23 protein-coding genes are annotated in these 23,248 nt (G+C 40.6%); 8 read left to right on the forward strand and 15 right to left on the reverse strand.

The genetic code is table 11. From position 1 onward, the window contains the following. The first annotated feature begins 91 nt into the window (after positions 1–91). Positions 92–1,402, forward strand: coding sequence for an acyl-CoA dehydrogenase family protein (locus FTU58_RS09480; protein WP_004973388.1), 1,311 nt, complete (start codon positions 92–94; stop codon positions 1,400–1,402). Between the two features lie 51 nt (positions 1,403–1,453). After that, positions 1,454–2,653 carry an acyl-CoA dehydrogenase family protein gene (locus tag FTU58_RS09485; protein WP_154320715.1) on the forward strand — a complete coding sequence of 400 codons (1,200 nt, stop codon included), beginning with the start codon at positions 1,454–1,456 and terminating at the stop codon, positions 2,651–2,653. Positions 2,654–2,742: 89 nt separating this feature from the next. Here FTU58_RS09485 and FTU58_RS09490 read toward each other — a convergent pair whose 3' ends face one another. The 3 genes from FTU58_RS09490 to FTU58_RS09500 form a co-directional block, all read right to left on the reverse strand. Continuing rightward, the gene (locus tag FTU58_RS09490) at positions 2,743–3,078 is read right to left on the reverse strand and encodes a type II toxin-antitoxin system PemK/MazF family toxin (protein ID WP_096900853.1); all 336 of its coding nucleotides are present in this window, start codon (positions 3,076–3,078) and stop codon (positions 2,743–2,745) included. Then, positions 3,078–3,326: an AbrB/MazE/SpoVT family DNA-binding domain-containing protein gene (locus tag FTU58_RS09495; protein ID WP_004973383.1), complete on the reverse strand. Its 249-nt coding sequence runs from the start codon at positions 3,324–3,326 to the stop codon at positions 3,078–3,080. The genes FTU58_RS09490 and FTU58_RS09495 overlap by 1 nt, the downstream gene beginning before the upstream one ends. A 176-nt stretch (positions 3,327–3,502) precedes the next feature. Beyond that, positions 3,503–4,708 (reverse strand): alkane 1-monooxygenase, encoded by a 1,206-nt coding sequence (locus FTU58_RS09500; protein ID WP_004973378.1) that lies wholly within the window; start codon positions 4,706–4,708, stop codon positions 3,503–3,505. A gap of 166 nt (positions 4,709–4,874) precedes the next feature. Between FTU58_RS09500 and FTU58_RS09505 the strand changes: the two genes are divergently transcribed. Continuing rightward, the gene (locus FTU58_RS09505) at positions 4,875–5,828 is read left to right on the forward strand and encodes an AraC family transcriptional regulator (RefSeq protein ID WP_096900855.1); all 954 of its coding nucleotides are present in this window, start codon (positions 4,875–4,877) and stop codon (positions 5,826–5,828) included. A 5-nt stretch (positions 5,829–5,833) separates the two neighbouring features. Here FTU58_RS09505 and lpxB read toward each other — a convergent pair whose 3' ends face one another. Beyond that, on the reverse strand, positions 5,834–7,009 hold the full coding sequence (lpxB, locus tag FTU58_RS09510; RefSeq protein WP_004973375.1) for a lipid-A-disaccharide synthase: 1,176 nt from the start codon (positions 7,007–7,009) through the stop codon (positions 5,834–5,836). Positions 7,010–7,235: 226 nt separating this feature from the next. On the opposite strand from lpxB, the gene FTU58_RS09515 reads away from it, so the two are divergent. The 3 genes from FTU58_RS09515 to FTU58_RS09525 all read left to right on the forward strand — a co-directional run bounded on the left by FTU58_RS09515 (position 7,236) and on the right by FTU58_RS09525 (position 9,968). Then, a complete protein-coding gene (locus FTU58_RS09515) occupies positions 7,236–8,123 on the forward strand; it encodes a sulfite exporter TauE/SafE family protein (protein ID WP_004973373.1) in 888 nt (295 codons plus the stop codon). A 170-nt stretch (positions 8,124–8,293) separates the two neighbouring features. Continuing rightward, positions 8,294–9,385, forward strand: a complete 1,092-nt coding sequence (locus FTU58_RS09520; RefSeq protein ID WP_042068745.1) for a 3-deoxy-7-phosphoheptulonate synthase — start codon at positions 8,294–8,296, stop codon at positions 9,383–9,385. A 61-nt stretch (positions 9,386–9,446) separates the two neighbouring features. After that, entirely contained in the window at positions 9,447–9,968 is a 522-nt protein-coding gene (locus FTU58_RS09525; protein WP_104852075.1) for a protein tyrosine phosphatase family protein, read from the forward strand. A gap of 33 nt (positions 9,969–10,001) precedes the next feature. On the opposite strand, the gene ispF is transcribed toward FTU58_RS09525, so the two are convergent. Continuing rightward, on the reverse strand, positions 10,002–10,490 hold the full coding sequence (gene ispF, locus FTU58_RS09530) for a 2-C-methyl-D-erythritol 2,4-cyclodiphosphate synthase (protein ID WP_104852076.1): 489 nt from the start codon (positions 10,488–10,490) through the stop codon (positions 10,002–10,004). A gap of 98 nt (positions 10,491–10,588) precedes the next feature. Here ispF and FTU58_RS09535 point away from each other — a divergent pair, with 98 nt between their 5' ends. Continuing rightward, complete coding sequence (locus FTU58_RS09535) at positions 10,589–11,239, forward strand: hypothetical protein (RefSeq protein ID WP_004973366.1); 651 nt, start codon at positions 10,589–10,591, stop codon at positions 11,237–11,239. Positions 11,240–11,267: 28 nt separating this feature from the next. On the opposite strand, the gene FTU58_RS09540 is transcribed toward FTU58_RS09535, so the two are convergent. The 7 genes from FTU58_RS09540 to FTU58_RS09570 form a co-directional block, all read right to left on the reverse strand. Then, positions 11,268–12,176 (reverse strand): AEC family transporter, encoded by a 909-nt coding sequence (locus FTU58_RS09540; protein WP_154320714.1) that lies wholly within the window; start codon positions 12,174–12,176, stop codon positions 11,268–11,270. Positions 12,177–12,363: 187 nt separating this feature from the next. Then, positions 12,364–13,500 carry a rod shape-determining protein RodA gene (gene rodA, locus FTU58_RS09545; protein WP_180062386.1) on the reverse strand — a complete coding sequence of 379 codons (1,137 nt, stop codon included), beginning with the start codon at positions 13,498–13,500 and terminating at the stop codon, positions 12,364–12,366. Positions 13,501–13,627: 127 nt separating this feature from the next. Continuing rightward, entirely contained in the window at positions 13,628–14,359 is a 732-nt protein-coding gene (gene ispD, locus FTU58_RS09550) for a 2-C-methyl-D-erythritol 4-phosphate cytidylyltransferase (protein ID WP_167846042.1), read from the reverse strand. After that, entirely contained in the window at positions 14,316–14,720 is a 405-nt protein-coding gene (locus FTU58_RS09555) for a septum formation initiator family protein (protein ID WP_167846043.1), read from the reverse strand. The genes ispD and FTU58_RS09555 overlap by 44 nt, the downstream gene beginning before the upstream one ends. 13 nt (positions 14,721–14,733) lie before the next feature. Next, complete coding sequence (gene eno, locus FTU58_RS09560) at positions 14,734–16,023, reverse strand: phosphopyruvate hydratase (RefSeq protein ID WP_004973347.1); 1,290 nt, start codon at positions 16,021–16,023, stop codon at positions 14,734–14,736. A 73-nt stretch (positions 16,024–16,096) separates the two neighbouring features. Continuing rightward, positions 16,097–16,954, reverse strand: a complete 858-nt coding sequence (kdsA, locus tag FTU58_RS09565) for a 3-deoxy-8-phosphooctulonate synthase (RefSeq protein WP_004973345.1) — start codon at positions 16,952–16,954, stop codon at positions 16,097–16,099. A gap of 31 nt (positions 16,955–16,985) precedes the next feature. Continuing rightward, positions 16,986–18,626, reverse strand: a complete 1,641-nt coding sequence (locus tag FTU58_RS09570) for a CTP synthase (RefSeq protein WP_004973343.1) — start codon at positions 18,624–18,626, stop codon at positions 16,986–16,988. Positions 18,627–18,852: 226 nt separating this feature from the next. Between FTU58_RS09570 and FTU58_RS09575 the strand changes: the two genes are divergently transcribed. Further along, positions 18,853–19,272: an internalin gene (locus tag FTU58_RS09575; RefSeq protein WP_096900861.1), complete on the forward strand. Its 420-nt coding sequence runs from the start codon at positions 18,853–18,855 to the stop codon at positions 19,270–19,272. 197 nt (positions 19,273–19,469) lie between these two features. On the opposite strand, the gene FTU58_RS09580 is transcribed toward FTU58_RS09575, so the two are convergent. From FTU58_RS09580 to FTU58_RS09590, 3 genes are all read right to left on the reverse strand, one after another. Next, positions 19,470–20,576, reverse strand: a complete 1,107-nt coding sequence (locus FTU58_RS09580; RefSeq protein ID WP_026438425.1) for a YheT family hydrolase — start codon at positions 20,574–20,576, stop codon at positions 19,470–19,472. Between the two features lie 90 nt (positions 20,577–20,666). Then, entirely contained in the window at positions 20,667–21,080 is a 414-nt protein-coding gene (locus tag FTU58_RS09585; protein ID WP_004973337.1) for a nuclear transport factor 2 family protein, read from the reverse strand. A 140-nt stretch (positions 21,081–21,220) separates the two neighbouring features. Continuing rightward, positions 21,221–23,245, reverse strand: a complete 2,025-nt coding sequence (locus FTU58_RS09590) for an NADPH-dependent 2,4-dienoyl-CoA reductase (protein ID WP_180062387.1) — start codon at positions 23,243–23,245, stop codon at positions 21,221–21,223. Positions 23,246–23,248 lie beyond the last annotated feature (3 nt).

The following is a 23,248-nucleotide window of genomic DNA, read 5'->3' on the forward strand; positions in this document are numbered from 1 at the left end:
GACAATTCTGCATGTCAGCAATGACATAGTTTTTTTATAGTCTGCATGTCAGCATAAAAAACAAGCATTCTCTGTGTAGGACAACACAATCATGAGTCAAATGATAAACAAAGCCCAAGGATTCGGCTTAGCGCTACTCACTAAAATGGCATCGAGTGATCTGCTCGATCAATTCAAATTACGCAAATGGGTTGAACAATCTCTATATCACTCAGCCAAAGCAGGTTTTAAAACCTTTGAAACCACTCAAAAAAATTTTAAAAGCACACAAAAATTACCGCAACAACGACTGACACGTCAATCCAAAGATTTATTTGATTTGTCATTGAGTGAAGAACAGCAAATGCTGGTCGATGCCATGCAGCAATTTGCTACAGAAGTGATCTATCCATTGGCACATCAGGCAGATCATGATGCGAAATTCCCACAAGTATTATGGCAATACAGCACAGATTTAGGTTTGAACACCTATGCTCTGCCCGAAGCTTTAGGCGGTGTTGCCACTGAACAAAATATTGTCAGCCATATTTTAATTGCCGAACAATTGGCACGTGGCGACTTTGGCTTAACCGCAGGATTACTTTCCACATTTGGCGTAATGAATGCCATAACTCGCTGGGGTTCAGAACAGGTTCAAAATCAGTATTTATCTGCGTTTTCCGAAACAGACGCGAACCATCCAACGCCACTTCAAGCCACTTTTGCGATTCAGGAAAATACTGCTGCGTTTAATCCGTATCAGCTAAAAACCAAAGCGACTTTGCAAAATGGACAGTACCTAATTACAGGTGAAAAAACGCTGGTGATTTTGGCCGAAACAGCAGATTTATTTTTGGTTAGTGCAGAGCTAAATGGTCAAGCCGATGTGTTCATTGTGCAACGTGATGCTTCTATTCAATTTAAAGCAGCGCCTGCAATGGGCTTAAAAGCCTGCGAAACGGCGACTTTAAAGTTTAATCAAACCCCTGCGGAGCGTTTAGGCACAGATGATTTCGATTACAGCGCATTTTTAGATTTAGGCAATCTCATGTGGTGCGCCATGGCAGTTGGTTGCTGTGAAGCAGTGAAAAGTTATTGTATTCGCTATGCCAATGAGCGCACTGCATTTGGCGAACCAATTTCACATCGTCAAAGTGTGGCTTTTATGATTGCAGATATGGCCATTGAAATTGAAGCCATGCGCATGCTGTTGCTGAATGCAGCGAGTCTTGCCGAATCGGGTAAAAACTTTCATCGAGAAGCATATTTAGCACGTCTGCTCTGTGCAGAAAAATCTATGCAAATTGCCACCAATGGCGTGCAAATTTTAGGTGGTCATGGCTTTACCAAAGAACATCCTGTAGAGCGTTGGTATCGTGATTTACGTGCGACTGCAATTATGCATTCAGGCTTGCATGCTTAATCTCACACCATCAATAAACGATAGCCAGCTAGAAAAATAAGGAATACATCCATGAATTTACAAAATCCAAAAAAATTCAAAATGTTGGTCGATCAGGCACATGAAGTTGCTTTAAATGTATTACGTCCCATTTCAAGGAAATATGATAAAGCCGAACACGCCTACCCGAAAGAATTAGACATGCTTGCCGCCTTAGTTGATGGTATGAACCAAGCGGGCGATGGCATGAATGCAGGTGCAGCAGTCAACAAACGTGGTGACACATCTACAGGTAACAAAAATGGCGTAAATATGTCTACCGCACTGAGTATTGTCGAAATGTGTTATGGCGATACAGGTTTATTACTCAGTATGCCACGCCAAGGTTTAGGTAATTCTGCGATTGCTGCGGTGGCCAATGAAGAACAATTACAACGCTTTAATGGTGTTTGGGCAGCCATGGCAATTACCGAACCCAACTGTGGTTCTGACTCTGCGGCTATTCGTACCACTGCCACCAAAGTAGACAATGAATATATTTTAAATGGTGAAAAGATTTTTGTGACCTCTGGTGACCGCGCCGATGCCGTTGTTGTGTGGGCAACCTTAGACAAAAAACTGGGACGTGCTGCGATCAAATCCTTTGTTGTGACTAAGGGCACACCTGGCATGACCGTGGAACGCTTAGAATATAAATTAGGGATTAAAGCCTCGGACACAGCAACAATTCGATTTGAAAATTGCCGTGTTCCTGCGAGCAACCTTTTAGGCAATACAGAAATTGATGTTGCCAAAGGGTTTGCAGGTGTGATGGAAACCTTTGATAACACTCGCCCTTTGGTGGCAGCTATGGCCGTTGGTTGTGCCAAAGCCGCTTTAGAGCGGATTAAGGAAATTTTTAAAGACCAATTAGATGCAAATTATGCCACGCCCTATTTACAGTGTTCACATATCGCAGCACAGACTTATCGGATGGAAGCAGAATGGGAAGCCGCACGTTTATTGATGCTCAAAGCAGCATGGATGGCAGACAATAAACAGCCTAACTCACGCGAAGCTTCTATTTCCAAAGCCAAAGCTGGTCGCGTGTGTAATGAAATCACGCTCAGGTGTGTCGAGTTAGCTGCATCGGTGGGTTATAACGAAGATGAGTTATTGGAAAAATGGGCACGTGATTCGAAAATTTTAGATATTTTTGAAGGTACGCAACAGATTCAGCTATTGATTATTGCCCGTCGTGAATTAGGTAAAAGTTCGAGTGAGCTCAAGTGATTTTATGATTTAAGGCATATAGTAAAGTAAGATAAAAGACAGATTTTCATAGAAATATTGCTATAAATTTCTGTCTTTTTCTATATAAATTAATCTTCAGGTGAAAAAATTGCGATATATCTTGCTAAAACCTCATCCAAAACATCTGCGTGCGAGGATTCTAAAAACCGCGCGTGTCTAGCTTCAAAATCTAAAGCTCTAGATTGATCACAACGCACAATACCTGTAGTTTTCCCACCAATAAGCTCTACAGCGAAACCCATATTTCGTGCAAAGTTTCCACCAGAAGTAATAGGCAAAACAATCGGCATTTTAGTAATAAGATTAAATGACTTAGGTGAAATAACAAATACAGGTCGCTTACCTTGTTGTTCATGTCCAAGTGTTGGATCTAATGAAATCAAATAAATATCGCCTTGATTCATTAGATTTCTTCTCGCCCAACTGCTTTTACATCATGCCACGCATCTTGCTCTAATGCTAAAGCTTGATGCTCTTGCAGCAAGTCAGCCAATTTATAAGATGGCTTCGCTTTAGGTTCGACCACTAACTTACCATTCACAATGCTCAGAGAAACTTCCTTTCCCGCATCTAAACCTAAACTTTTTAATAATGTAGGCGGTACGGCAAGCATGACCGAACCACCTACTTTTCTCAAGTTTGTATGAATCATACCCACCTCAATATTATATAAATATATAACTTTATTATGCGCCAAAATGAGATGAAGTCAATTCATAGTAAGATGAGTGAAAATAGACATCTGGTATACATCTCAATCTTTCCTTTGAAAGATATATACAAAAGAAATATCAAAATGAATATTAAAAAATAATCTTAATAATTCAATCAATTATCCACCACACCAAATTTCTTAAAAATTCGTGCACGGCGTTTAGGCTGAATATTGGCTTTGTTTAAATTGCCTTGATAATGTTCAAATACACGTTTATCCATAATTTTAAACCACAAAGGTGGAATCATGGCAGGCAGCAACATGCTGGCATAACCGCTTGGTAATTCAGGCGCTTCATCAAAATGTCGCAAAGCCTGAAATGGTCGGGTTGGATAAGCATGATGATCGGAATGACGTTGTAATTGATACAAAAACAAATTGGTCACAATATTGTTATTATTCCAGCTGTGTTCAGGCATAGTGCGCTCATATTTGCCATGCGCATCTTTTTGTCTAAGCAAGCCATAATGTTCTATATAATTAATTATTTCAAACAGGCTAATGCCATAAAAAGCCTGTGTCGCCAAATACGGAATGATCCCAGTACCAAAACGCGCCAACAATGCAGCATGAAATGCCGCACTCATGCCCCAGCCTTGTAATAATTCATTGTCTTTCGACCAAAAACTTTTGCCTTTACGTTTTAAACGCTGAGTTTCAATTTGCAGTGCAGACTTAAACGAACCTTTTACCGTGCGGGGCCAAAACTCATAAAATGTTTCTCCCATACGTGAAGATGCAGGGTCTTCAGGTGTCGCAGCACGTTTATGATGCCCATACGGATGCTCAACCCGAAAATGGTTATATCCTGTTGGTGCTAAAGCCAAATGTGACAGTAAGTGATCTATTTTTGAAGATTTATGGCTGAGTTCATGCGCAGTATTGACAGCAATACCATTCACCATCCCCATGGAAATACCCAGAAAAATTTTATCGACTAACGAGGTTTGTGGCCGTCCAACCAAATAAGCTGCATAAATATTGGCGGCATATTGCAAAGGAATAAAACTTTTCACCAAACGCGAATAATACCGATCTTCCTCAAGTCGTTTCACATCTTCATTGCTTGGGTTATTGGCATCTTGACCAATTAAAGTATCAATTGTTGGAATAATCACATGCAATAATAAAGGGCCACCTAGAGCAAAAACTTTTTTCGCAGGCTTCGGAGCGAATTGATAACCCGCCAAAATCCCCATCCCCAATACAGGTAAAAATGGGCTGATCAACCATAAATAACGCTTTTTATCGAGTTGAGCCGCGCTTTTATAAGGAACATCCTGTTCCATCTCTTTAAGCAAATGAAGTGGTGCGTTCATCTTATTTTCTTCCTTCTACGCTGTTCTACCTATATATTTGAGGAAAGACACGAGAATGAACAGTTGCAGACGTCCAAAAAAGCTATGCAAAAGTCTTTGGCGCAAAAATGCGCTATATTGTCCTGAAATCACAGGTTTATTTTTTATAATGATTTATGCTTAAAATATGGATGCTTTAAGTAAAATTTTTGATGATATACATCTGCACCAATCAGAATATATCTATTTAAATCCTCAAGGAGATTGGTCATTTCAATATCGTGACCAAGGGGCAATGCTGGCTTATGTAGTACTACAAGGCTCGCTGCATATCCATTTATCTGCACAGACACACCTTCACATTGATGCAGGTGATATTGTCCTGATTCCATCGGGTTGCAGTCATTACGCAAGTGCAACTGCAGACACTCACTGGACAGAACACTTTGATATTTCGGATTTATTTCAAATTCAGTCACAGCAGTCAATAAATTTTGGCACGATAAATCACACACAAGCTGAAGACGCATTTATTTTGGTGATTCAATGCCACATGGACACCACCATGGCAAAACCGCTTTTAAGTGCCCTACCCGAATATCTGCATATTCCGCATATCATGTGCAGCACAGCGCCCGAGTGGTTACAAATTGGCTTGCAATTTTTAGCGGTGGAAAGTCATCAAATCCGACCGGGACGGGATAAAATATTAGATCACTTGGTCAGTATTTTACTGATTGAATGTGTGCGTGATTATATTTTTCAGCTTGATGACTCAAATAACTGGCTCGGCGCTTTGGCACATCCTGAACTTTCCAATGCGCTCGCAGCTATTCATGGTCAACCCGAAAAAGCATGGACGGTAGAAAGTTTGGCAGAACAATGTTGCATGTCACGTTCTAAATTTGCCAATTTGTTTAATCAGGTGATTGGTGAGCCGCCTTTGGCATACTTACAACAACATCGGCTACGCTTGGCATCGCATTATTTACAGCAAGGACAATTGTCGATTCAACAAATTGCCCATCGTGTCGGTTATTCTTCCGAAACCGCCTTTAGCCAAACTTTTAAAAAGCAATTCGAGCTAACACCTAGCCAGTATCGGCAGCAGTTTCAAAACAACAATGCAATCACGAAATGAACAGTTTAACGATCTAAAATCGCCAAAATTGCTTGTGCAGGGTCTTCGCTGTTATCGGACAATAATTGCTTATGCATAGTGATATGTTGCATCACTTGAATTTGTGCAGTTTCGATATAAATTAACTTTTCAATTTCTGCTGCCAAACGCTCTGGTGTTGCATCATCCTGAATTAATTCCTGAATCACCTTTTTACCTGCAATAATATTTGGCAATGAATAATAAGGAATTTTCACCAACAGTTTCGCAATCCAGTACGTAATGCGATTGAGCTTATAAAACGTAACCATTGGACGATGTAATAGCATCGCTTCTAACGTCGCCGTGCCTGAAGCCAGTGCAATCATATCGGACGCATTCATTACCTGACGACCAATTTTGGATTCTGTGCCACGATTTTCCATCAATTGCACTTTGTCTTGTAATGCACTCGGATAAGACTGCAGTAACGCTTCAATTTGTTGTTTACGTGCATCATTAATTGCAGGAATTAAAAACTTAAACTGCGGATATTTTTGCGTCAAAATATAAGCCGCATCTAAAACTAACGGCCCTAAACGCTCAATTTCACCACGTCGGCTACCAGGCAATAACGCAATATGTTGTTGCTGTTGGTCTAAACCCAATTCTTGTTTTGCTGCAGCAATTGGATTTTCCAACGGCAACTGACTCGCCAAAGGATGTCCGACAAAGGCTGCAGGCACATCCCATTTTTTAAAAAAGGCTTTTTCAAACGGAAATAAACACAGTACCAAATCTATACTGGCTTTAATGCCATGTACCCGACCTTGTCGCCATGCCCATACCGAAGGACTGACATATTGCACGGTTTTAATCGGCAAGTTTTTCTGTTTTAAACTTTTGGCAAGACGTAAATTAAAATCAGGCGCATCAACTCCGACAAAGACATCGACGGGATGTTGAGTCCACTTTTCGACCAAACCATCCCGTACTGCAAAGAGTTTTTTCAAATCTTTCAGCACTTCAACAATGCCCATTACCGATAAAATATCCATCGGATAATAACTTTTAAAACCTTCCGCAATCATTTGTGGGCCACCAATGCCTTCAAACTCTGCATCAATGCCTTGCTCACGAAAACGTCGCATGAGTTGTGCCCCTAAAGTATCACCCGATACTTCTCCCACAACGATACCTATTTTAAGTTTCCGATTTTGCAAGCGTTTTGTCCTCTAAATTTTAATGGATATGAATTTTCGCATTTTAGCATAGCCACTGTATTTTGTAAGAAACAGAAAGTAAGCCGTGGCTTGAATCTGCGATCTTTTGCACTGATTTTCCACATTGACTATATCTGTTTTAAGAATAAGTAAATCATTAATCAAGACAACAGCTTATTGCCAAAAGTCATAATATATTCACGATTTTTGACTTCGGCATATCTTCATGGTTGGTCCTTTAGAGTTTATTTTGGCAGGTGTATTGGTCGGCTTCTGCGTGGGTGTGACTGGCGTAGGTGGCGGTTCACTGATGACTCCCATTCTGATCAGCTTGTTTAAAATTGAACCGCATATCGCAATTGGAACAGACCTACTTTATGCCGCCATTTCAAAATTCTGCGGCTCATTGGTTCATGCCAAAAAAATGAATATTGTATGGCCCATTGTCATTTGGCTTGCGGTGGGCAGTATCCCTGCTTCATTTGCGACCCACTGGGTTTTAGAGAATTATTTAAGCCAATCTACCCATTACAAAATGGTACTGACCGTGGTACTGGGCTTTATGTTGACCTTAACTGGCATCTCAATTGTGTTTCGCAGTCAAATTGAAACGTTTTTTAATAAATACCATAAACAAGAATTGCCCGATATGACCCAAGACCTTGAAAAGGTCAAACTACAGGCTGCAGATAAGCGTGCCCTCATTGTAATTATGGGAGTTGTACTGGGTGTATTTGTCACACTTTCTTCAGTGGGTGCAGGTGCTTTTGGCATCATGGCATTGGTGCTGATGTTCCCGAATCTACCGATGATTCGTATTATCGGTTCAGATGTCGTGCATGCCGTCTTACTTACCCTAGTTGCAGGCTTAGGTCACATGAGTTCAGGCAATGTCGACTTTCACCTATTGGTTTGGTTGTTGGTTGGCTCGATTCCTGCAATTGTGGTGGGAACTTTAGTCAGTTCACGTTTACCTGAAAAAGTGATTCGTAAAGTTTTAGGTATTACCTTATTTATTATCGGGATTAACTTTATGGTCAATCCTGTGAAATCAAAACCTATCAGCACACCAGAAACTGCAACAGCAGTTTCTGAGGCACAAGCCAGCCAATAATGAATGCTTTATCTGACAGGATTTTGCTAAAACAGACCGTTTAATTTATCTACCCGATTCATCACTTATTTTTTAAAGAAGTATTCATCTTTTTATAACAAAATACAGTGAAATTCATGTTATATTCAGACTATTAAACAATCTTTTGTATGATCAAACCAGTGACGGCAATGAATACTTTACAGTCTAATCCTCTTACACAATCAGACATCGATGACGTGAATATTGAAAGTATTCAGCCACTCGTGACTCCTGCAGAATTAAAAACTGAGTTACCTTTGACTGAAAATGCTTATCAAACCGTTCTTCGTGGTCGTGAAACAATCCGCAATATTTTAGATGGTAAAGACAAGCGTCTATTTGTGGTGATTGGTCCATGTTCTATTCATGACCCTGCTGCTGCACATGAATATGCAGATCGTTTAAAAGTATTAAGCGAAAAAGTAAAAGATTCTCTTTATATTGTGATGCGTGTTTATTTTGAAAAACCACGTACTACAGTGGGCTGGAAAGGCTTAATTAACGATCCAGACATGAATGACTCTTTTAACATTGAAAAAGGCTTGCGTCTTGGTCGTAAACTTTTACTTGAGTTAAATGAAAAAGGTTTGCCATGTGCGACTGAAGCACTTGATCCAAACTCTCCGCAGTATTATCAAGATTTAATTTCTTGGTCTGCAATTGGTGCACGCACTACAGAAAGCCAAACGCACCGTGAAATGTCATCTGGTCTTTCTTCTCCAGTCGGCTTTAAAAATGGTACAGATGGCGGCTTAACAGTTGCTACCAATGCCATGCAGTCGGTAAAACACGGTCACAGCTTCTTGGGTCTTAATGATCAAGGTCAGGTTTCAGTAATTCGTACTAGCGGCAACCCGTATGCACACGTGGTTTTACGTGGTGGTAATGGCAAGCCTAACTACGATGCAGGCTCTGTTGCAGATGCTGAAAATGCATTAAACAAAGCCAAAGTCAGCACCAAAATCATGATTGACACCAGCCATGCTAACTCAAACAAAGACCCATTCTTACAGCCATTGGTATTAAAAAATATCACTGAGCAAATTTTAGATGGCAATAAGTCTATTGTTGGGATTATGGTCGAAAGTCACCTGAAAGGTGGTCGTCAAGATATTCCTGAAAACTTATGCGATTTAGAGTATGGTAAGTCTGTGACTGACGGTTGTATCGACTGGGATACCACTGAAAAAGCATTGCTTGAAATGCATGAAGCATTAAAAGACGTTTTAGTGAATCGTTAAGATTTAAAAACGCCATCTTCATGATGGCGTTTCTATTTGTAGCATAGGAAATTCTGCGCGCATGAATGACATTGAAACCCAACTTAGCCAAATTAAAAATTTCCAGTTCATTCATGAGCGTTTGTTTTCTTCAGGTCAGCCTACGGCTGAAGAATTAAAACAAATTAAAGAATATGGTATTGGCACTGTCATTAATTTGGCTGAAAGTGATGCGGAACACGCCCTTCCCCATGAAGACAAAATTTGTCTGGATGTTGGACTAAACTATATTCAACTGCCAATTTCATGGGAAACACCATCCTCTGATCAATGTTTATTATTGCTCGATTTGGTCAATCATTTATTAGAAAGCCAAATGGTGTGGGTACATTGCAGCAATAACAGCCACGTCAGTAGTTTGATGTATTTATATCGTCAATATTTTATGGATGTGGATATTGCAACTGCTCAAGACTTATTACATGATATTTGGAAACCAAATGAAACTTGGACAGGCTTAATTCACGCCGTTTCTTTGCAATTACAAGGTCGTAAAGCCACGCAAGATTTACAACAAGCTTTAGAATCTGCTGAACTTTCTTAATTCAGCAGATTACCTAGTTAAATTGCAATGCGATTATTTTGTATGAGAAATCAATACAGTCGCGGTTGCTAAAATACCTTCCTGACGTCCAGTAAAACCTAATTTTTCAGTAGTTGTCGCTTTAATACTAATTTGCGTGACCTCTACACCCAATACATCAGCGACACTTTGGCGCATTTCTAGCGTATGCGGTGCAAGTTTAGGACGTTCGCACGCCACAGTAATATCGGCGTTATTCAGTTTATAGCCACGGTCTAAAATGAGTTGATAAACCTGTTTAAGCAATACCCGACTATCTGCACCTTTATAATTTGGATCGGTATCTGGAAAATGCTGCCCAATATCCCCCAGCGCCAAAGCACCTAATAATGCATCGCATAGTGCATGCAGCACTACATCACCATCTGAGTGTGCTTTTAAACCTTGTGTATGAGGAATTTGAACACCTGCAAGCGTCACAAAATCTCCCGCTTCAAAGGCATGAACATCTAATCCTTGTCCAATACGAATCTGTGCAACCATGTTCAACTCCTGTAGAAATAAATCATTGAAATCTTGTATTCATACTTTCGATTTCGCTATATTAGACCTAGCGCAACATAGTGAAAGTATAAGCGATCATGCTGTTGAAATCTGAGATTCATCTTATCAAAAACTTAAGTACACTGCTGTTATTTGGCTGTTTATATTCATCTTTCTCTTATGCACAAGGGATTGATTGTAGATCTACACCCAATAAAAAGTTGGCGCAGGTGTGCACAGAAAATTTCTCAGAATTGCGTGAAAAATTAAGTGATCAACATTTAACAGCTTATTTGATGAGTGATGCGCCTATTCGCTTGTTAGAAGATACTCAGCAATTGTGGATCCAACGCTTACAGCAATGCAAAAGCTTAAATTGTTATACTCAGCAATTTGATTTTAGAATTGATCAACTGAATTTTTTCACTTCAATGAATCAAAGCATGACTCAACATTATTTAAAATATGAAAATGGTCAATTTGCTGCACAACCCGTACATTTACAAATTCATCAACTCAATAAAAACAGCATTAAAATTGAAGGTATTGCTTATCGCAATCCAAATAACCGCCTTGAAAGCCAAAGTATTGCCTTTTTAGCTTATACAACACCTGATCAAAAAAACAAAATCATCGACAATGAGCACGATTGCAGTTATGAGTTTAATTATTCTAAAGCAATCTTAAAAATTCAAACCAAACAAAAAGGTTGTGAACGCTTTGCGGGCATCTATCGTTTATACGATTAATGCTGAACAATAGATTGTATTAGACAGATTAAATGAGCAACCACAACACAATTGGCAAAGTTAATGCGGCGAATACGGTTTGCAAGCTAATAATTGAAGCCATTAAACGACTATCTCCCCCTAAAACTTGTGTAAGTACATAAGCTGCCGATGCAGTAGGTAAAGCAAAAAACAAGACTAAAATTTGCGACTCCAACACTGGAACATTTAAGCTCTGACAAATTAGCCAAGCCAAAGCAGGCATAAATAACAAACGCCCGAACACATTCAATGCCAATGCGAATACATCTCGTTGCAAGCCATTAAATTGTAATGCTGCGCCCACACACATTAATCCCAAAGGCAAACTGCATAACGCTATTTGACGAATAAAATGCGCTGCACCTTCCCACAAGCTCAAACCTGATAAATTAAATAGACCGCCAACAATACACCCTAAAATTAATGGATTTTTCATTAATGACCATAAGATTTGCTTTGCCTGTAAAGTCTTAGTATCGCTTAAAGCCAGCACAGATAAAACATTCACCAATGGAATGCAGAACACCAAAATAATCGCAAACAGCGCCATGCCCTGCACCTGAAACAATGCTGCGACCAAAGCCAAACCGATATACGTATTGAAACGTACCATGCTTTGCATATACACCCCAAAACGGACTGCGGGTGTTTTGAAATAGCCGCGCAAGGCATATAACAGACAACTTACTAAAGCCACAATAATCCCTACGACCGACAAAATCTGTGCGATTGATTTCGCTTCAATGTTTGCTGTAGCGAGGTTTAAAAACAACATGCTAGGAAACAAAATATAGTAATTTAACTTTTCTGCACCCTTCCAAAATGGCTCATCCAACATACGTGATTGCTTAAGCAGATAACCCATTGCAATTAAGGCAATCAAAGGGAAAAGTGCAATAAAAATTAAATGGGTCATGGGGTGCTCTGTGTTACTGTTATGCTGTTCTTTTTAAATTATTGCTTAATAAATAAAGTAAATTTACTGGATATTATAAGGATTGTTTTGTGTTTATCCTAATTGCTTAGGCTTTTTAAAACCACAAAAAGAGAAAAAGATGATAATAGCAAAACTCACCTACATCATCTTTGAGATGGATTCTGTATTAACGATGAGTATGGATAGACATCACAATCCCCATACTCGCCAACATGGAAATAACAGCCGTTCCACCATAACTCATCAGCGGCAATGGGTCACCCGTTACAGGTAAAATACCACTCACCATCCCTGAGTTTAGAAATACAAAGAAAAAGAAAGTCAGACCAACCGTGCCTGCATACAAACGTCCAAAATTATGGAAACAATTCATCCCAATCATCAAACAACGTAAAATAATGGCAGCAAACAAACTGAACAGTAAAAATACGCCAATAAAACCAAATTCTTCGGCATAGGTCGACATAATAAAGTCAGTATGATGTTCAGGCAGATAACCCAAATGTGATTGCGTTCCTTCTAAATAACCTTTACCTGTAAAGCCGCCTGAACCAATGGCAATTTTAGATTGAATAATATTCCAGCCTGCCCCCAAGGCATCCGACTCTGGGTCAAATAAGGTTAGTACCCTTTTCTTTTGGTACTCCTGCAAAAAGAACATCCAAAGCAATGGTGCTGCGAGCGCCAATGCAGTGATTGCTCCTAAGATTAATCGCCATGACATGCCACTTAAAAATAGCGCAAAGACACCAGGAATAATCAAACCAATGTTTAAATCGGGTTGCAATGCCACCAAGACAAAAGGAATCATCATAATCACTAAAGCGACAATGATATGGATCAATTTAGGCGGGAAAGCACGACGCGAAAAATACCACGCCATCATCAATGGCATGGCAAATTTCATAGATTCACTGGGTTGCATACTGCCAATACCCGGCAAGCTGATCCAGCGTTTTGCCCCCATACGGGTTTCACCAATGACCAAAACCAAAGCCAGCATGATGACTGCAAAGATATAAAAATATGGACTGGCAGCTTGATATACCTTAGGCGGAATTTGCGCCAAAATAATCATGGCGATAAAACCAATGCCAAAACTGGTTGCTTGACGCAGCACCATCCCCATATCTTGCGCGGTGGCACTATATACCACCATTAAACCCAGAATCGCATTTAAAATCAGAAAACACAGCAACCATGGATCTAAATGTAATTTAGTCCAGCGTGAGGAATCATTTTTAATGCTTCTACCATCACGTAATGAGTGACGTAAAAAACGATACTGCTGCGATGGATTCATGCGACTCAAAGGTATTTAAAATAGACAGGATGGACAATTATAGAAGCAAAGCGGCACAGAGTGAATCATTAAAGCTTAATCGTTGAAGATTCAAGTTTAACGCGGTGTTAATTACACTAGATTTTTATCATCCATGTTGTTGTGAGGCTAAAATTAAACGTGCCAGCTCTAAATCATCGGGATAGGTGATTTTAATATTATCCGAACGACCGTGCACAACATTTACAATTTGCCCTGCTGCTTCTAAAGCACTGGCCTCATCGGTAATCGTCAATTGCTGTTTTAATGCAGATTCAATGGCTGTTTTAAGCACATCAAGTTTAGCAATTTGCGGAGTTTGCGCTTGCCAAAGTTGGTCACGGCTTACCGTGGTTTCAATTTTTGTGCCTTGGCTTACCTTTTTTAAAGTATCACGCACTGGAATAGCCAAAATTGCACTTTGATCTGTTGCCAGTGCAGTCTGATACAACTGTTCAAGGCAAGCAGCTGTCACACAAGGACGCGCTGCATCATGCACCAAAACCCAGTCATCTACATGGGCGATTTCAGATAAATAATGCAGTGCATTCAAGACTGAATCCACTCGCTCTGCACCACCTACGCAAAAATGTGCTTTTTCTTTTTCTGCCAAGTTTAGGTTTTGCGCCACATCATCTGCTTGACCAATCGCCAAAACATAACCCGCTAAAGGCAAGTGATTTAAACGTGCGATGCTGTGCGCTAAGACTGTTTGATCTTGAATATACTGATATTGTTTAAGTTCAGTTCTAGAAAAACGACTACCAGAACCCGCTGCGGGAATAACCGCCCAAAGTTTAGGGTGTCGGGGCGGTTGCTGCTGCAGGTTGTTGTGATTCATTGGTGCGTAAATCTACTGTGGAATTTGGTTGAATATAAATTGGTTTATATTGTGTGCTGATGGTGCTCATTTGCACAAAGGTTTCATGTGGCTTAATTAAGCCTAAATCTAAACGGGCATGCTCTTCAATGGCTTCTACCCCATTTTTTAAATCATAAACTTCTGCTGCAAGTACACGATTGCGCTCCTTCAGCTCTGTATTTAATTCTATTTGTTGTTGGATTTTTTCTGTCAGTGCAGCATGGTCACGATAACCACCTTCACCAAACCAGTGTAAATATTGAAACCCTGCGATCAAAAAGATCGCAAGGCCCAACAATGCTTTACTCGCTTTGGAGTCAAATACATTTAATAATGACATCTACTGATTTCGCTTAGTTCAAACCTTTGAACTCAGCTTTACCGCGATATGCAGCATTCGTCAATTCTTCAATACGAAGTAATTGGTTATATTTTGCTACACGGTCAGAACGGCACAGTGAACCAGTCTTGATTTGACCTGCTGCTGTACCTACTGCAAGATCCGCAATTGTAGAATCTTCAGTTTCACCTGAACGGTGTGAAATAACAGTTGTGTAACCATTGGCTTTCGCAAGGTAAATTGCATCAAGCGTTTCAGTCAAAGTACCAATTTGGTTGTACTTGATCAGGATTGAGTTACCTACTTTTTCATCGATACCGCGTTGTAAGATTTTCGGGTTAGTAACGAACAAGTCATCACCGACCAATTGAATCTTGTCACCTAAGATCGAAGTGAGGTAAGACCAACCTTCCCAATCAGACTCATCTAAACCATCTTCAATTGAGATAATTGGATATTGATTTACAAGACCAGCTAAATAGTCAGAGAATTGGTTGCTTGTGAATGCTTTGTTGCCTTCACCTGCAAGAATGTACTGACCATTTTTGTAGAATTCTGAAGATGCACAGTCAAGCGCCAACATGATGTCAGAACCCGCTTTGTAGCCAGTCTTCTCAATAGCTTCAAGAATAACTGTGATTGCTTCTTCGTTAGAACGTAAGTTTGGCGCAAAACCACCTTCATCACCCACTGCTGTGTTTAAACCTTTTTGATTCAATACAGATTTTAATGAGTGGAAAATTTCTGCACCAGCACGTAATGCTTCAGAGAATGAAGTAAAGCCCACTGGCTCAATCATGAACTCTTGAATATCAACGTTGTTGTCTGCGTGTGAACCACCATTTAAGATGTTCATCATTGGTACAGGCATGGTTAAAATGCTGTTGTTACGAAGGTCTGCGATGTATTGGAAAAGAGGAATTTTCTTTTCATCAGCAGCAGCGCGCGCAGCAGCCAAAGACACGGCTAAAGTTGCGTTAGCACCTAATTTTTCTTTGTTTTCAGTACCATCAAGCGCAATCATGGTGTTGTCGATGTCTTTTTGTTCAAACACAGACTTACCAAGTAAAGCATCACGAATTAAAGTATTGACGTTATTTACCGCAGTTTTAACGCCTTTACCCAAGTAACGTGCTTTATCGCCATCACGAAGTTCTAGAGCTTCACGAGAACCAGTTGAAGCACCTGATGGTGCACATGCACGGCCAACTACGCCAGATGCTAAGATTACGTCTGCTTCGATGGTTGGGTTACCACGAGAGTCCAAAATTTCACGTGCACGAATGTCAACGATTTGGCTCATGAACAATTCCTCAGTTGATTAATAACGTGATGCTTTAGGCATCAATGAGTCTATAATTTAATATGGATCTAATTTAGTGTGTATCTAGCTTTTGGAAACCTTTTACCAAGGTATCCAATTCTTTAAGCTGTGCCAAGAACGGCTCAAGTTGTGATAGACGCAATGCACATGGGCCATCACACTTTGCCTGCTCTGGTTCAGGATGTGCTTCTAGGAATAAACCTGCCAAGCCAGTTGCCATACCTGCACGTGCCAAGGTGGTAATTTGTGCACGACGACCACCTGCCGAATCTGCACGACCACCCGGAGTTTGCAAAGCATGGGTTACATCAAAGAACACAGGTACATTCATTTCTTTCATGATGTCAAAGCCCAGCATATCGACAACCAAGTTGTTGTAACCAAATGCTGAACCACGCTCACAAAGAATCAATTTGTCATTCCCTGCTTCTAAACACTTATGCAAAATATGACGCATTTCGTGCGGCGCAAGGAATTGTGCTTTTTTGATGTTGATAATGGCTTGAGTTTTTGCCATCGCTTCAACCAAATCGGTTTGGCGACTTAAAAACGCAGGAAGCTGAATAATATCTGCCACTTCTGCCACAGGCGCAGCCTGATACGGCTCATGCACATCGGTAATAATTGGCACATTAAAATGCTTTTTAATGTCAGCCAGCCATTCAATACCTTTTTCTAAACCGGGACCACGAAATGAGTTCAGGCTAGAACGGTTGGCTTTGTCAAAACTGGCTTTGAATACATACGGGATATTTAAGCGTGTGCAAATATCCACATAAGTTTCAGCAATTTCAAATGCAAGGTCTTTAGACTCAAGTACATTCATGCCGCCAAACAATACAAATGGCAAATGATTCGCCATTTGTATATCACCCAAACGTACAATTTCTTGTGGTTTTAATTGTGACATTTCAACTTCCTAGTTTATCCCTAAAGCCATCTTATTTGGTTTTTTGATGCTGTTGTTTTGCCGCACCGATAAAGCCAGCAAACAATGGATGTCCATCACGTGGCGAGCTGGTAAATTCTGGGTGGAATTGTACCGCAATAAACCAAGGATGTTGCGGAATTTCAACAGTTTCAACCAAGTGCTGAATTGGTGAATAACCCGAAATTTTAAGACCTGCTTCTTCAAGCACAGGAATATAACGGTTATTCATTTCATAGCGATGGCGATGGCGCTCTACAATTTCTGCAGAACCATACACTTCACGAGTTTTGGTACCTTCAACCAATTCAGATTTTTGTGCACCTAAACGCATAGTGCCGCCCAAGTCAGAATCGACAGAACGCTGTTGAACTTCGCCGCGCTCATCTAACCATTCAGTAATCAAACCAATAAGTGGCGACTTAGTCGAACGGTTAAACTCTGTTGAACTTGCATCGGCAATACCTGCCACATTACGTGCATATTCAATCACAGCCAATTGCATACCCAAACAGATTCCCAAGAATGGGACACCGTTTTCACGTGCATATTTGATGGCTTGCATTTTACCTTCGGTACCGCGCTCACCAAAGCCGCCCGGAACTAAAATTGCATCGGCATCTTTAAGTACAGTATTAACGTCTTGGCTTTCAAGGTCTTCTGCATTGACATAGTCAATTTCAACTTTGACGCGGTTTTGAATACCCGCATGCAATAATGCTTCGTTTACAGATTTATAGGCATCTGGCAGTTCAACATATTTACCCACCATCGCCACACGAACGCTGTATTCAGGGTTCAATAATGCATCAACTACGTTATCCCAATCAGATAAATCTGCTTCTGGAAGATCATTGAAGCCAAAACGCTCACAAATTAAATCATCAACGTCTTGTTCATAGAATGTACGCGGAATTTGGTAGATGGTTTTGGCATCTTTACATACCACAACCGCACGTGCTTCTACGTTGGTAAATAACGCAATTTTACGGGTAGTGTCAGCATCAACATCATGTTCAGTACGGCAGATGAGAATATCTGGCTGAATACCGATAGATAACAATTCTTTAACTGAGTGTTGAGTTGGCTTGGTTTTTAACTCTGCCGCAGATTTGATATATGGCAATAAAGTTAAGTGCATGAGCATAGTACGCTTATGCCCTAATTCCACCATCAATTGACGTACAGATTCCATGAATGGGAGAGATTCAATGTCGCCTACTGTACCGCCAATTTCTACGATTGCGACATCGTAGCCTTCGCCAGCGCGAAGTACACGTTCTTTAATATTATCGGTAATGTGTGGAATCACCTGAACAGTACCGCCCAAGTAATCACCACGGCGCTCTTTGTTTAGAACGTCTTGATACACGCGACCAGATGTAAAGTTATTTAACTTGGTCATTTTCGCACGACGCAAGAAACGTTCGTAATAACCCAAATCTAAGTCAGTTTCGGCACCATCCTCTGTGACAAAAACTTCACCATGTTGGAAAGGACTCATTGTCCCTGGATCGACATTAATGTATGGATCCATTTTGACCATGGTTACTTTTAAACCACGGGCTTCTAAAAGTGCAGCAACTGAAGCAGCTGAAATACCTTTACCTAGTGATGAAACTACACCACCAGTCACGAAAATAAAATGGGTCATTGGGTTTCTCGTACAATCGAGCCTAAATCGGCCTGCAATGTTGCGCAATTTTACTTTACTCTGCACCAATAAAGCAAAGTCATTCCGCATCAATTCATAGAACAATAAACAATTGGTTATTCTATCAGCATTTCCTATAAAAAATTAGAACTTCTTGAGAGGATTTTCATCTGTCATTTTATTGCTATAATACGTCCGTCTATCCGATCTTTTATTTTGTGCAATTATGAATAAGAAACTTTTAATTTGTGGTGCAATTGCAACGGCGTTGTTATTAACTGCATGTGTAAAAAAAGAACAGCCAAAGCAAGATGAGCAAGAACAAGTAGAGGTTCAAACTGAACAAACTACTGAAACTGCTCAATTTGAACCACTAGAACCTGTTGAAAACATTCAAGATGCTGAACCAGAAGCGCCTGCACAGGTAGAAGTGGAGCGCACTGAAACAGTGAACACCACAACTGAAATCCGTCGTGAAACACCTGCACAACCTGCTGCTGCACCTGCGCCTGCGCCGAAAGCGGCAGCTCCTGTAGCAGAAGATAAACCAACTCAAGCACGTCCAAGCAATAACACAGGTGCTCAATCTGAAGATGATGCTGTTGCCGCTGCGATTGCTGCTGCAACCCCAGCACTTGAGAACTAAGTGCTCACTTAAAACTAAGCTTTAAGTTAAAGTCAGTTTTAAGGTGTAAGTTCTTATCTTAGATTTGAATTGACGTTAAAAAACCCAGTCATTGTGTACTGGGTTTTTTATTCATTTGGATGAGTCTTCGCTGAGATAACTCGTGAATACATTTGCAATACAGCTACCTATTTCTATATAGGTTTGTGCGCTTCACTTTAACTTGCCTGCAGCAACTGCGATTGCACTTTAAAATAATTAGAAATTAAACGCGATGCCCAAGATTTAGTAAAACCGACACCTTCATAAAAACCACAATGACTGCCTTTACGGGTCGTCACTACCATAATATTTGGCATTTTCCGTATGGTTTCTTTATAAGGGTCAAAGTTTTTGATGTGGCACACTGGGTCATCTTCTGCATTTAAAACCATAAGCGGAATTTTGACATTCTCAAACACATAAATTGGGTTAATGGCTTGTGTGTAGCTGTCATAATCTTCAAAACCCGCCAATTCAAAATACGCCTTTTCAAACTCTGCCAATGTAGTCGCACTTAACACTTGCGATAAAGATTTTACGTTTTGCCAAATGTCCTGATGGGGCTGAATAAAAAACTGGAATAATTTTTTGGTCATCACTTTACTGTAAAAAGGATGCACATGCTGAAAGCCTAGTTCAGTGTTATATCCTGGGCACAGTGCAAACGCGGCTTTAATTGGGGTTTGCTCGCCTTCTTCGCCCAAATAGCGCACCAATAATCCTGTCCCTGCGGAAGAACCAACAGCATATAATTCAGATTGTGGAAATTGTTGCTGAATAAACACTATTTGTTCACGCAAATCATGCGTCGAACCAAACAGATTCATTTGTGGTACAGGCATAGGTAAATTGCCATGCCCACGACGTAAACATAAGGCAATACGCCACTGTGTCTGCTGATGTAAATCGCGCACCAACTCACGCATACTTTCCAAAGAACCTGTAATGGTATGCATTAAAACAATTGTGGGAGTATCTGCAGGTAAGTCATAACCCACCCAAGCAACTGCGGTGATACCGCCATCTTGCATAGTGAGTTGATCAACCCGATCATACTGCTGACGAATGGTTTTCTTTTTAATTAAATCAAAATATAAAAGATGCGCATGTGTATTGGACAGCCACGGTGTTGGACGGTATTTTTCTTTGAGCTGTGGTAAATAATCCAATACCCGACGGATTTCTCCATGTGGATGATAATACAACGTTGGTAAATCTGCGCCTGTGACCTGATCTAAAACCGCTTGTGTAATTTTCGCTATTTTTTGTAATGTAGACATCATTTTACTCCCAAGCAATACATGCACTTTCAAGCATGCCAACCCAAAACCGATTTCTATAAAACAACTTCATTGCCATACACACGCGGTATTTTATTTTTCGGTTGGCATAAAGGCAGCCATACGTTGTCCCATTTGCACAGCCAATGCCTCTAAACCACTTTTCGGGCGAATCATCACTTCAAAGTCCACAATTTGTCCTTGTGTATTGAATTGAATCATATCAATTCCTTTAAGTTTTTTATCTCCCACATTGGCGGAAAATTCAAGTACAACATTGCAACCATCTTCAGTATAAAACTCACGGTGATAAGTAAAGTTTTCAAAGACCTGAATTACATTGGTCAAAATAAAAAATACCACTTGTTTACCCGCATAAGGTTGGTACGCTACAGGTGAACGAAACACCACATCATCTGCCAGCAATTCACTCAAAATAGACATATCATGGTTTTGCAGCATTGTATGCCAACGCTGTACCGCTAATTTTGTTGTTTCCAAAGTCATGTTAAGTTCCTTTTTTTTGTTTTGATATTTCATTTCTATGCAGAGTCCCTGAGTGAGACTGAAGCACTGCTGCACTGGGCAGAAGCGATTATTAACTCTCTCCCCAGCCCCCTCCCAAAGGAGAGGGAGAAGGAATTACATTAAATTTTCGCTGCCAATTCAGCACCCTGACGAATTGCACGTTTGGCATCTAACTCGCCTGCTTCTTTCGCCCCACCAATTAAATGCACATTTTTGCCTGCTGCCTGTAATTGCTCATACATGGCGGTGTAAGACTCTTGCCCTGCACAAATCACCACATGATCAACTTCGAGCACTGTACTTTGACCATTGACGGTGATGTGCAAGCCTTGATCATCAATCAGGTCATAACTTGCCCCTGCAATCATTTTAACGTCACGGTTTTTTAAACCTGTACGATGAATCCAGCCTGTTGTTTTACCCAAGCCAGCACCCACGGATGATGCTTTACGTTGCAATAAATAAATTTCACGTGGCGATTCTTCAACTTTTGCTGCTTTTAAACCACCGACATGCGCATAATTGGTATCAATTCCCCATTCATCGTAGAATTTTTCAGGATTTAGACTACCACTTTCACCTTCATGGCTTAAATATTCTGCAGTATCAAAACCAATACCACCAGCGCCAATAATCGCAACACGTTGACCTACAGGCTTACGCTCTTTTAATACCTCAATATAGCTCAGCACTTTAGGGTGATTAATACCTGCGATATCCAATTGACGCGGGGTTACACCTGTTGCCACAACCACATCATCGAAGTCAGCATTGAGCAATTGTTCAAAACTAGCCGTATGATTCAATACCAATTTAATATTCGGTTGCAGCTCAATTTGGCGTTTGAAATAGCGCAAAGTTTCGTAAAACTCTTCTTTACCAGGAATGGTTTTAGCAATATTAAACTGCCCACCAATTTGATTCGATACTTCAAAAATCGTCACCTGATGCCCACGTTCTGCAGCATAGGTTGCAAAGCTCAAACCTGCAGGCCCTGCACCAATCACCGCAATTTTTTTAGTCTGTGTTGCTTCTTTAAAAATGAGTTCTGTTTCATGGCAAGCACGTGGATTGACCAAACATGAAGCAATCTTCATTGAGAAAATATGGTCTAAACAAGCTTGGTTACAACCAATACATGTGTTGATTTCATCACTGCGACCTTGCTCTGCTTTTTGCACAAAGAAAGCATCTGCCAACATTGGACGTGCCATCGATACCATATCGGCATGTCCTGCAGCCAAAACATGCTCAGCCATTTCAGGGGTGTTAATACGGTTTGAAGTGATCAGTGGCACTTTAACCAAACCTTTTAATTTCTCTGTCACCCATGTAAAAGCTGCGCGAGGGACTTTGGTAGCAATGGTTGGGATACGTGCTTCATGCCAGCCAATCCCTGTATTGATAATGGTTGCACCTGCTTTTTCAATCGCTTGTGCCAATTGCACCACTTCTTCAAAACTCGAACCGCCTTCGACTAAATCCAACATCGACAAGCGGTAAATAATAATAAAGTTTTCACCCACTTCTGCACGGGTACGTTTAACAATTTCAATTGGGAAACGAATACGGTTTTCATAACTGCCGCCCCATTCATCATCACGATGGTTGGTACGCGCAACAATAAACTCATTAATTAAATAGCCTTCCGAACCCATGATTTCGACACCATCATAGCCTGCGTATTGTGCCAATTTGGCACAATTCACAAAGTCGGCAATGGTTTGCTGTACTTCTGCCGATGTTAGTGCATGTGGTTTACTTGGGTTAATCGGTGCCTGAATTGCTGACGGTGCGACAATATCGGGCTGATAGGAATAACGTCCCGTATGTAAAATCTGTAAAGCAATTTTGCCGCCTGCATCATGCACAGCCTGAGTCACCACTTTATGTTTTTCTGCTTCTTGACGAGTATCAAGTTTATTGCCGCCCGCAAAGGTTAAGCCTGCATCATTCGGTGAAATACCACCTGTTACAATCAGCCCAACGCCACCTTTGGCACGCTCTGCATAAAAAGCCGCCATACGTTCGTATCCACCCGGTGCTTCTTCTAGTCCAACGTGCATTGAACCCATTAAGACCCGATTTTTTAAAGTGGTAAAGCCTAAATCTAAAGGCGCAAGTAAATGTGGATAGTCAGACATAGA

Origin of the sequence: Acinetobacter sp. YH12120 (assembly GCF_013418795.1) — a bacterium.
Lineage (GTDB): Bacteria > Pseudomonadota > Gammaproteobacteria > Pseudomonadales > Moraxellaceae > Acinetobacter > Acinetobacter towneri.

Excerpts from the sequence above, each read along its gene's own strand:
- FTU58_RS09480 (WP_004973388.1), top strand. The coding sequence starts at position 92 with ATGAGTCAAATGATAAACAAAGCCCAAGGATTCGGCTTAGCGCTACTC.
- FTU58_RS09485 (WP_154320715.1), top strand. The coding sequence starts at position 1,454 with ATGAATTTACAAAATCCAAAAAAATTCAAAATGTTGGTCGATCAGGCA.
- FTU58_RS09490 (WP_096900853.1), bottom strand. The coding sequence starts at position 3,078 with ATGAATCAAGGCGATATTTATTTGATTTCATTAGATCCAACACTTGGA.
- FTU58_RS09495 (WP_004973383.1), bottom strand. The coding sequence starts at position 3,326 with ATGATTCATACAAACTTGAGAAAAGTAGGTGGTTCGGTCATGCTTGCC.
- FTU58_RS09500 (WP_004973378.1), bottom strand. The coding sequence starts at position 4,708 with ATGAACGCACCACTTCATTTGCTTAAAGAGATGGAACAGGATGTTCCT.
- FTU58_RS09505 (WP_096900855.1), top strand. The coding sequence starts at position 4,875 with ATGGATGCTTTAAGTAAAATTTTTGATGATATACATCTGCACCAATCA.
- FTU58_RS09515 (WP_004973373.1), top strand. The coding sequence starts at position 7,236 with ATGGTTGGTCCTTTAGAGTTTATTTTGGCAGGTGTATTGGTCGGCTTC.
- FTU58_RS09520 (WP_042068745.1), top strand. The coding sequence starts at position 8,294 with ATGAATACTTTACAGTCTAATCCTCTTACACAATCAGACATCGATGAC.
- FTU58_RS09525 (WP_104852075.1), top strand. The coding sequence starts at position 9,447 with ATGAATGACATTGAAACCCAACTTAGCCAAATTAAAAATTTCCAGTTC.
- ispF (WP_104852076.1), bottom strand. The coding sequence starts at position 10,490 with ATGGTTGCACAGATTCGTATTGGACAAGGATTAGATGTTCATGCCTTT.
- FTU58_RS09535 (WP_004973366.1), top strand. The coding sequence starts at position 10,589 with ATGCTGTTGAAATCTGAGATTCATCTTATCAAAAACTTAAGTACACTG.
- FTU58_RS09540 (WP_154320714.1), bottom strand. The coding sequence starts at position 12,176 with ATGACCCATTTAATTTTTATTGCACTTTTCCCTTTGATTGCCTTAATT.
- rodA (WP_180062386.1), bottom strand. The coding sequence starts at position 13,500 with ATGAATCCATCGCAGCAGTATCGTTTTTTACGTCACTCATTACGTGAT.
- ispD (WP_167846042.1), bottom strand. The coding sequence starts at position 14,359 with ATGAATCACAACAACCTGCAGCAGCAACCGCCCCGACACCCTAAACTT.
- FTU58_RS09555 (WP_167846043.1), bottom strand. The coding sequence starts at position 14,720 with ATGTCATTATTAAATGTATTTGACTCCAAAGCGAGTAAAGCATTGTTG.
- eno (WP_004973347.1), bottom strand. The coding sequence starts at position 16,023 with ATGAGCCAAATCGTTGACATTCGTGCACGTGAAATTTTGGACTCTCGT.
- kdsA (WP_004973345.1), bottom strand. The coding sequence starts at position 16,954 with ATGTCACAATTAAAACCACAAGAAATTGTACGTTTGGGTGATATACAA.
- FTU58_RS09570 (WP_004973343.1), bottom strand. The coding sequence starts at position 18,626 with ATGACCCATTTTATTTTCGTGACTGGTGGTGTAGTTTCATCACTAGGT.
- FTU58_RS09575 (WP_096900861.1), top strand. The coding sequence starts at position 18,853 with ATGAATAAGAAACTTTTAATTTGTGGTGCAATTGCAACGGCGTTGTTA.
- FTU58_RS09580 (WP_026438425.1), bottom strand. The coding sequence starts at position 20,576 with ATGATGTCTACATTACAAAAAATAGCGAAAATTACACAAGCGGTTTTA.
- FTU58_RS09585 (WP_004973337.1), bottom strand. The coding sequence starts at position 21,080 with ATGACTTTGGAAACAACAAAATTAGCGGTACAGCGTTGGCATACAATG.
- FTU58_RS09590 (WP_180062387.1), bottom strand. The coding sequence starts at position 23,245 with ATGTCTGACTATCCACATTTACTTGCGCCTTTAGATTTAGGCTTTACC.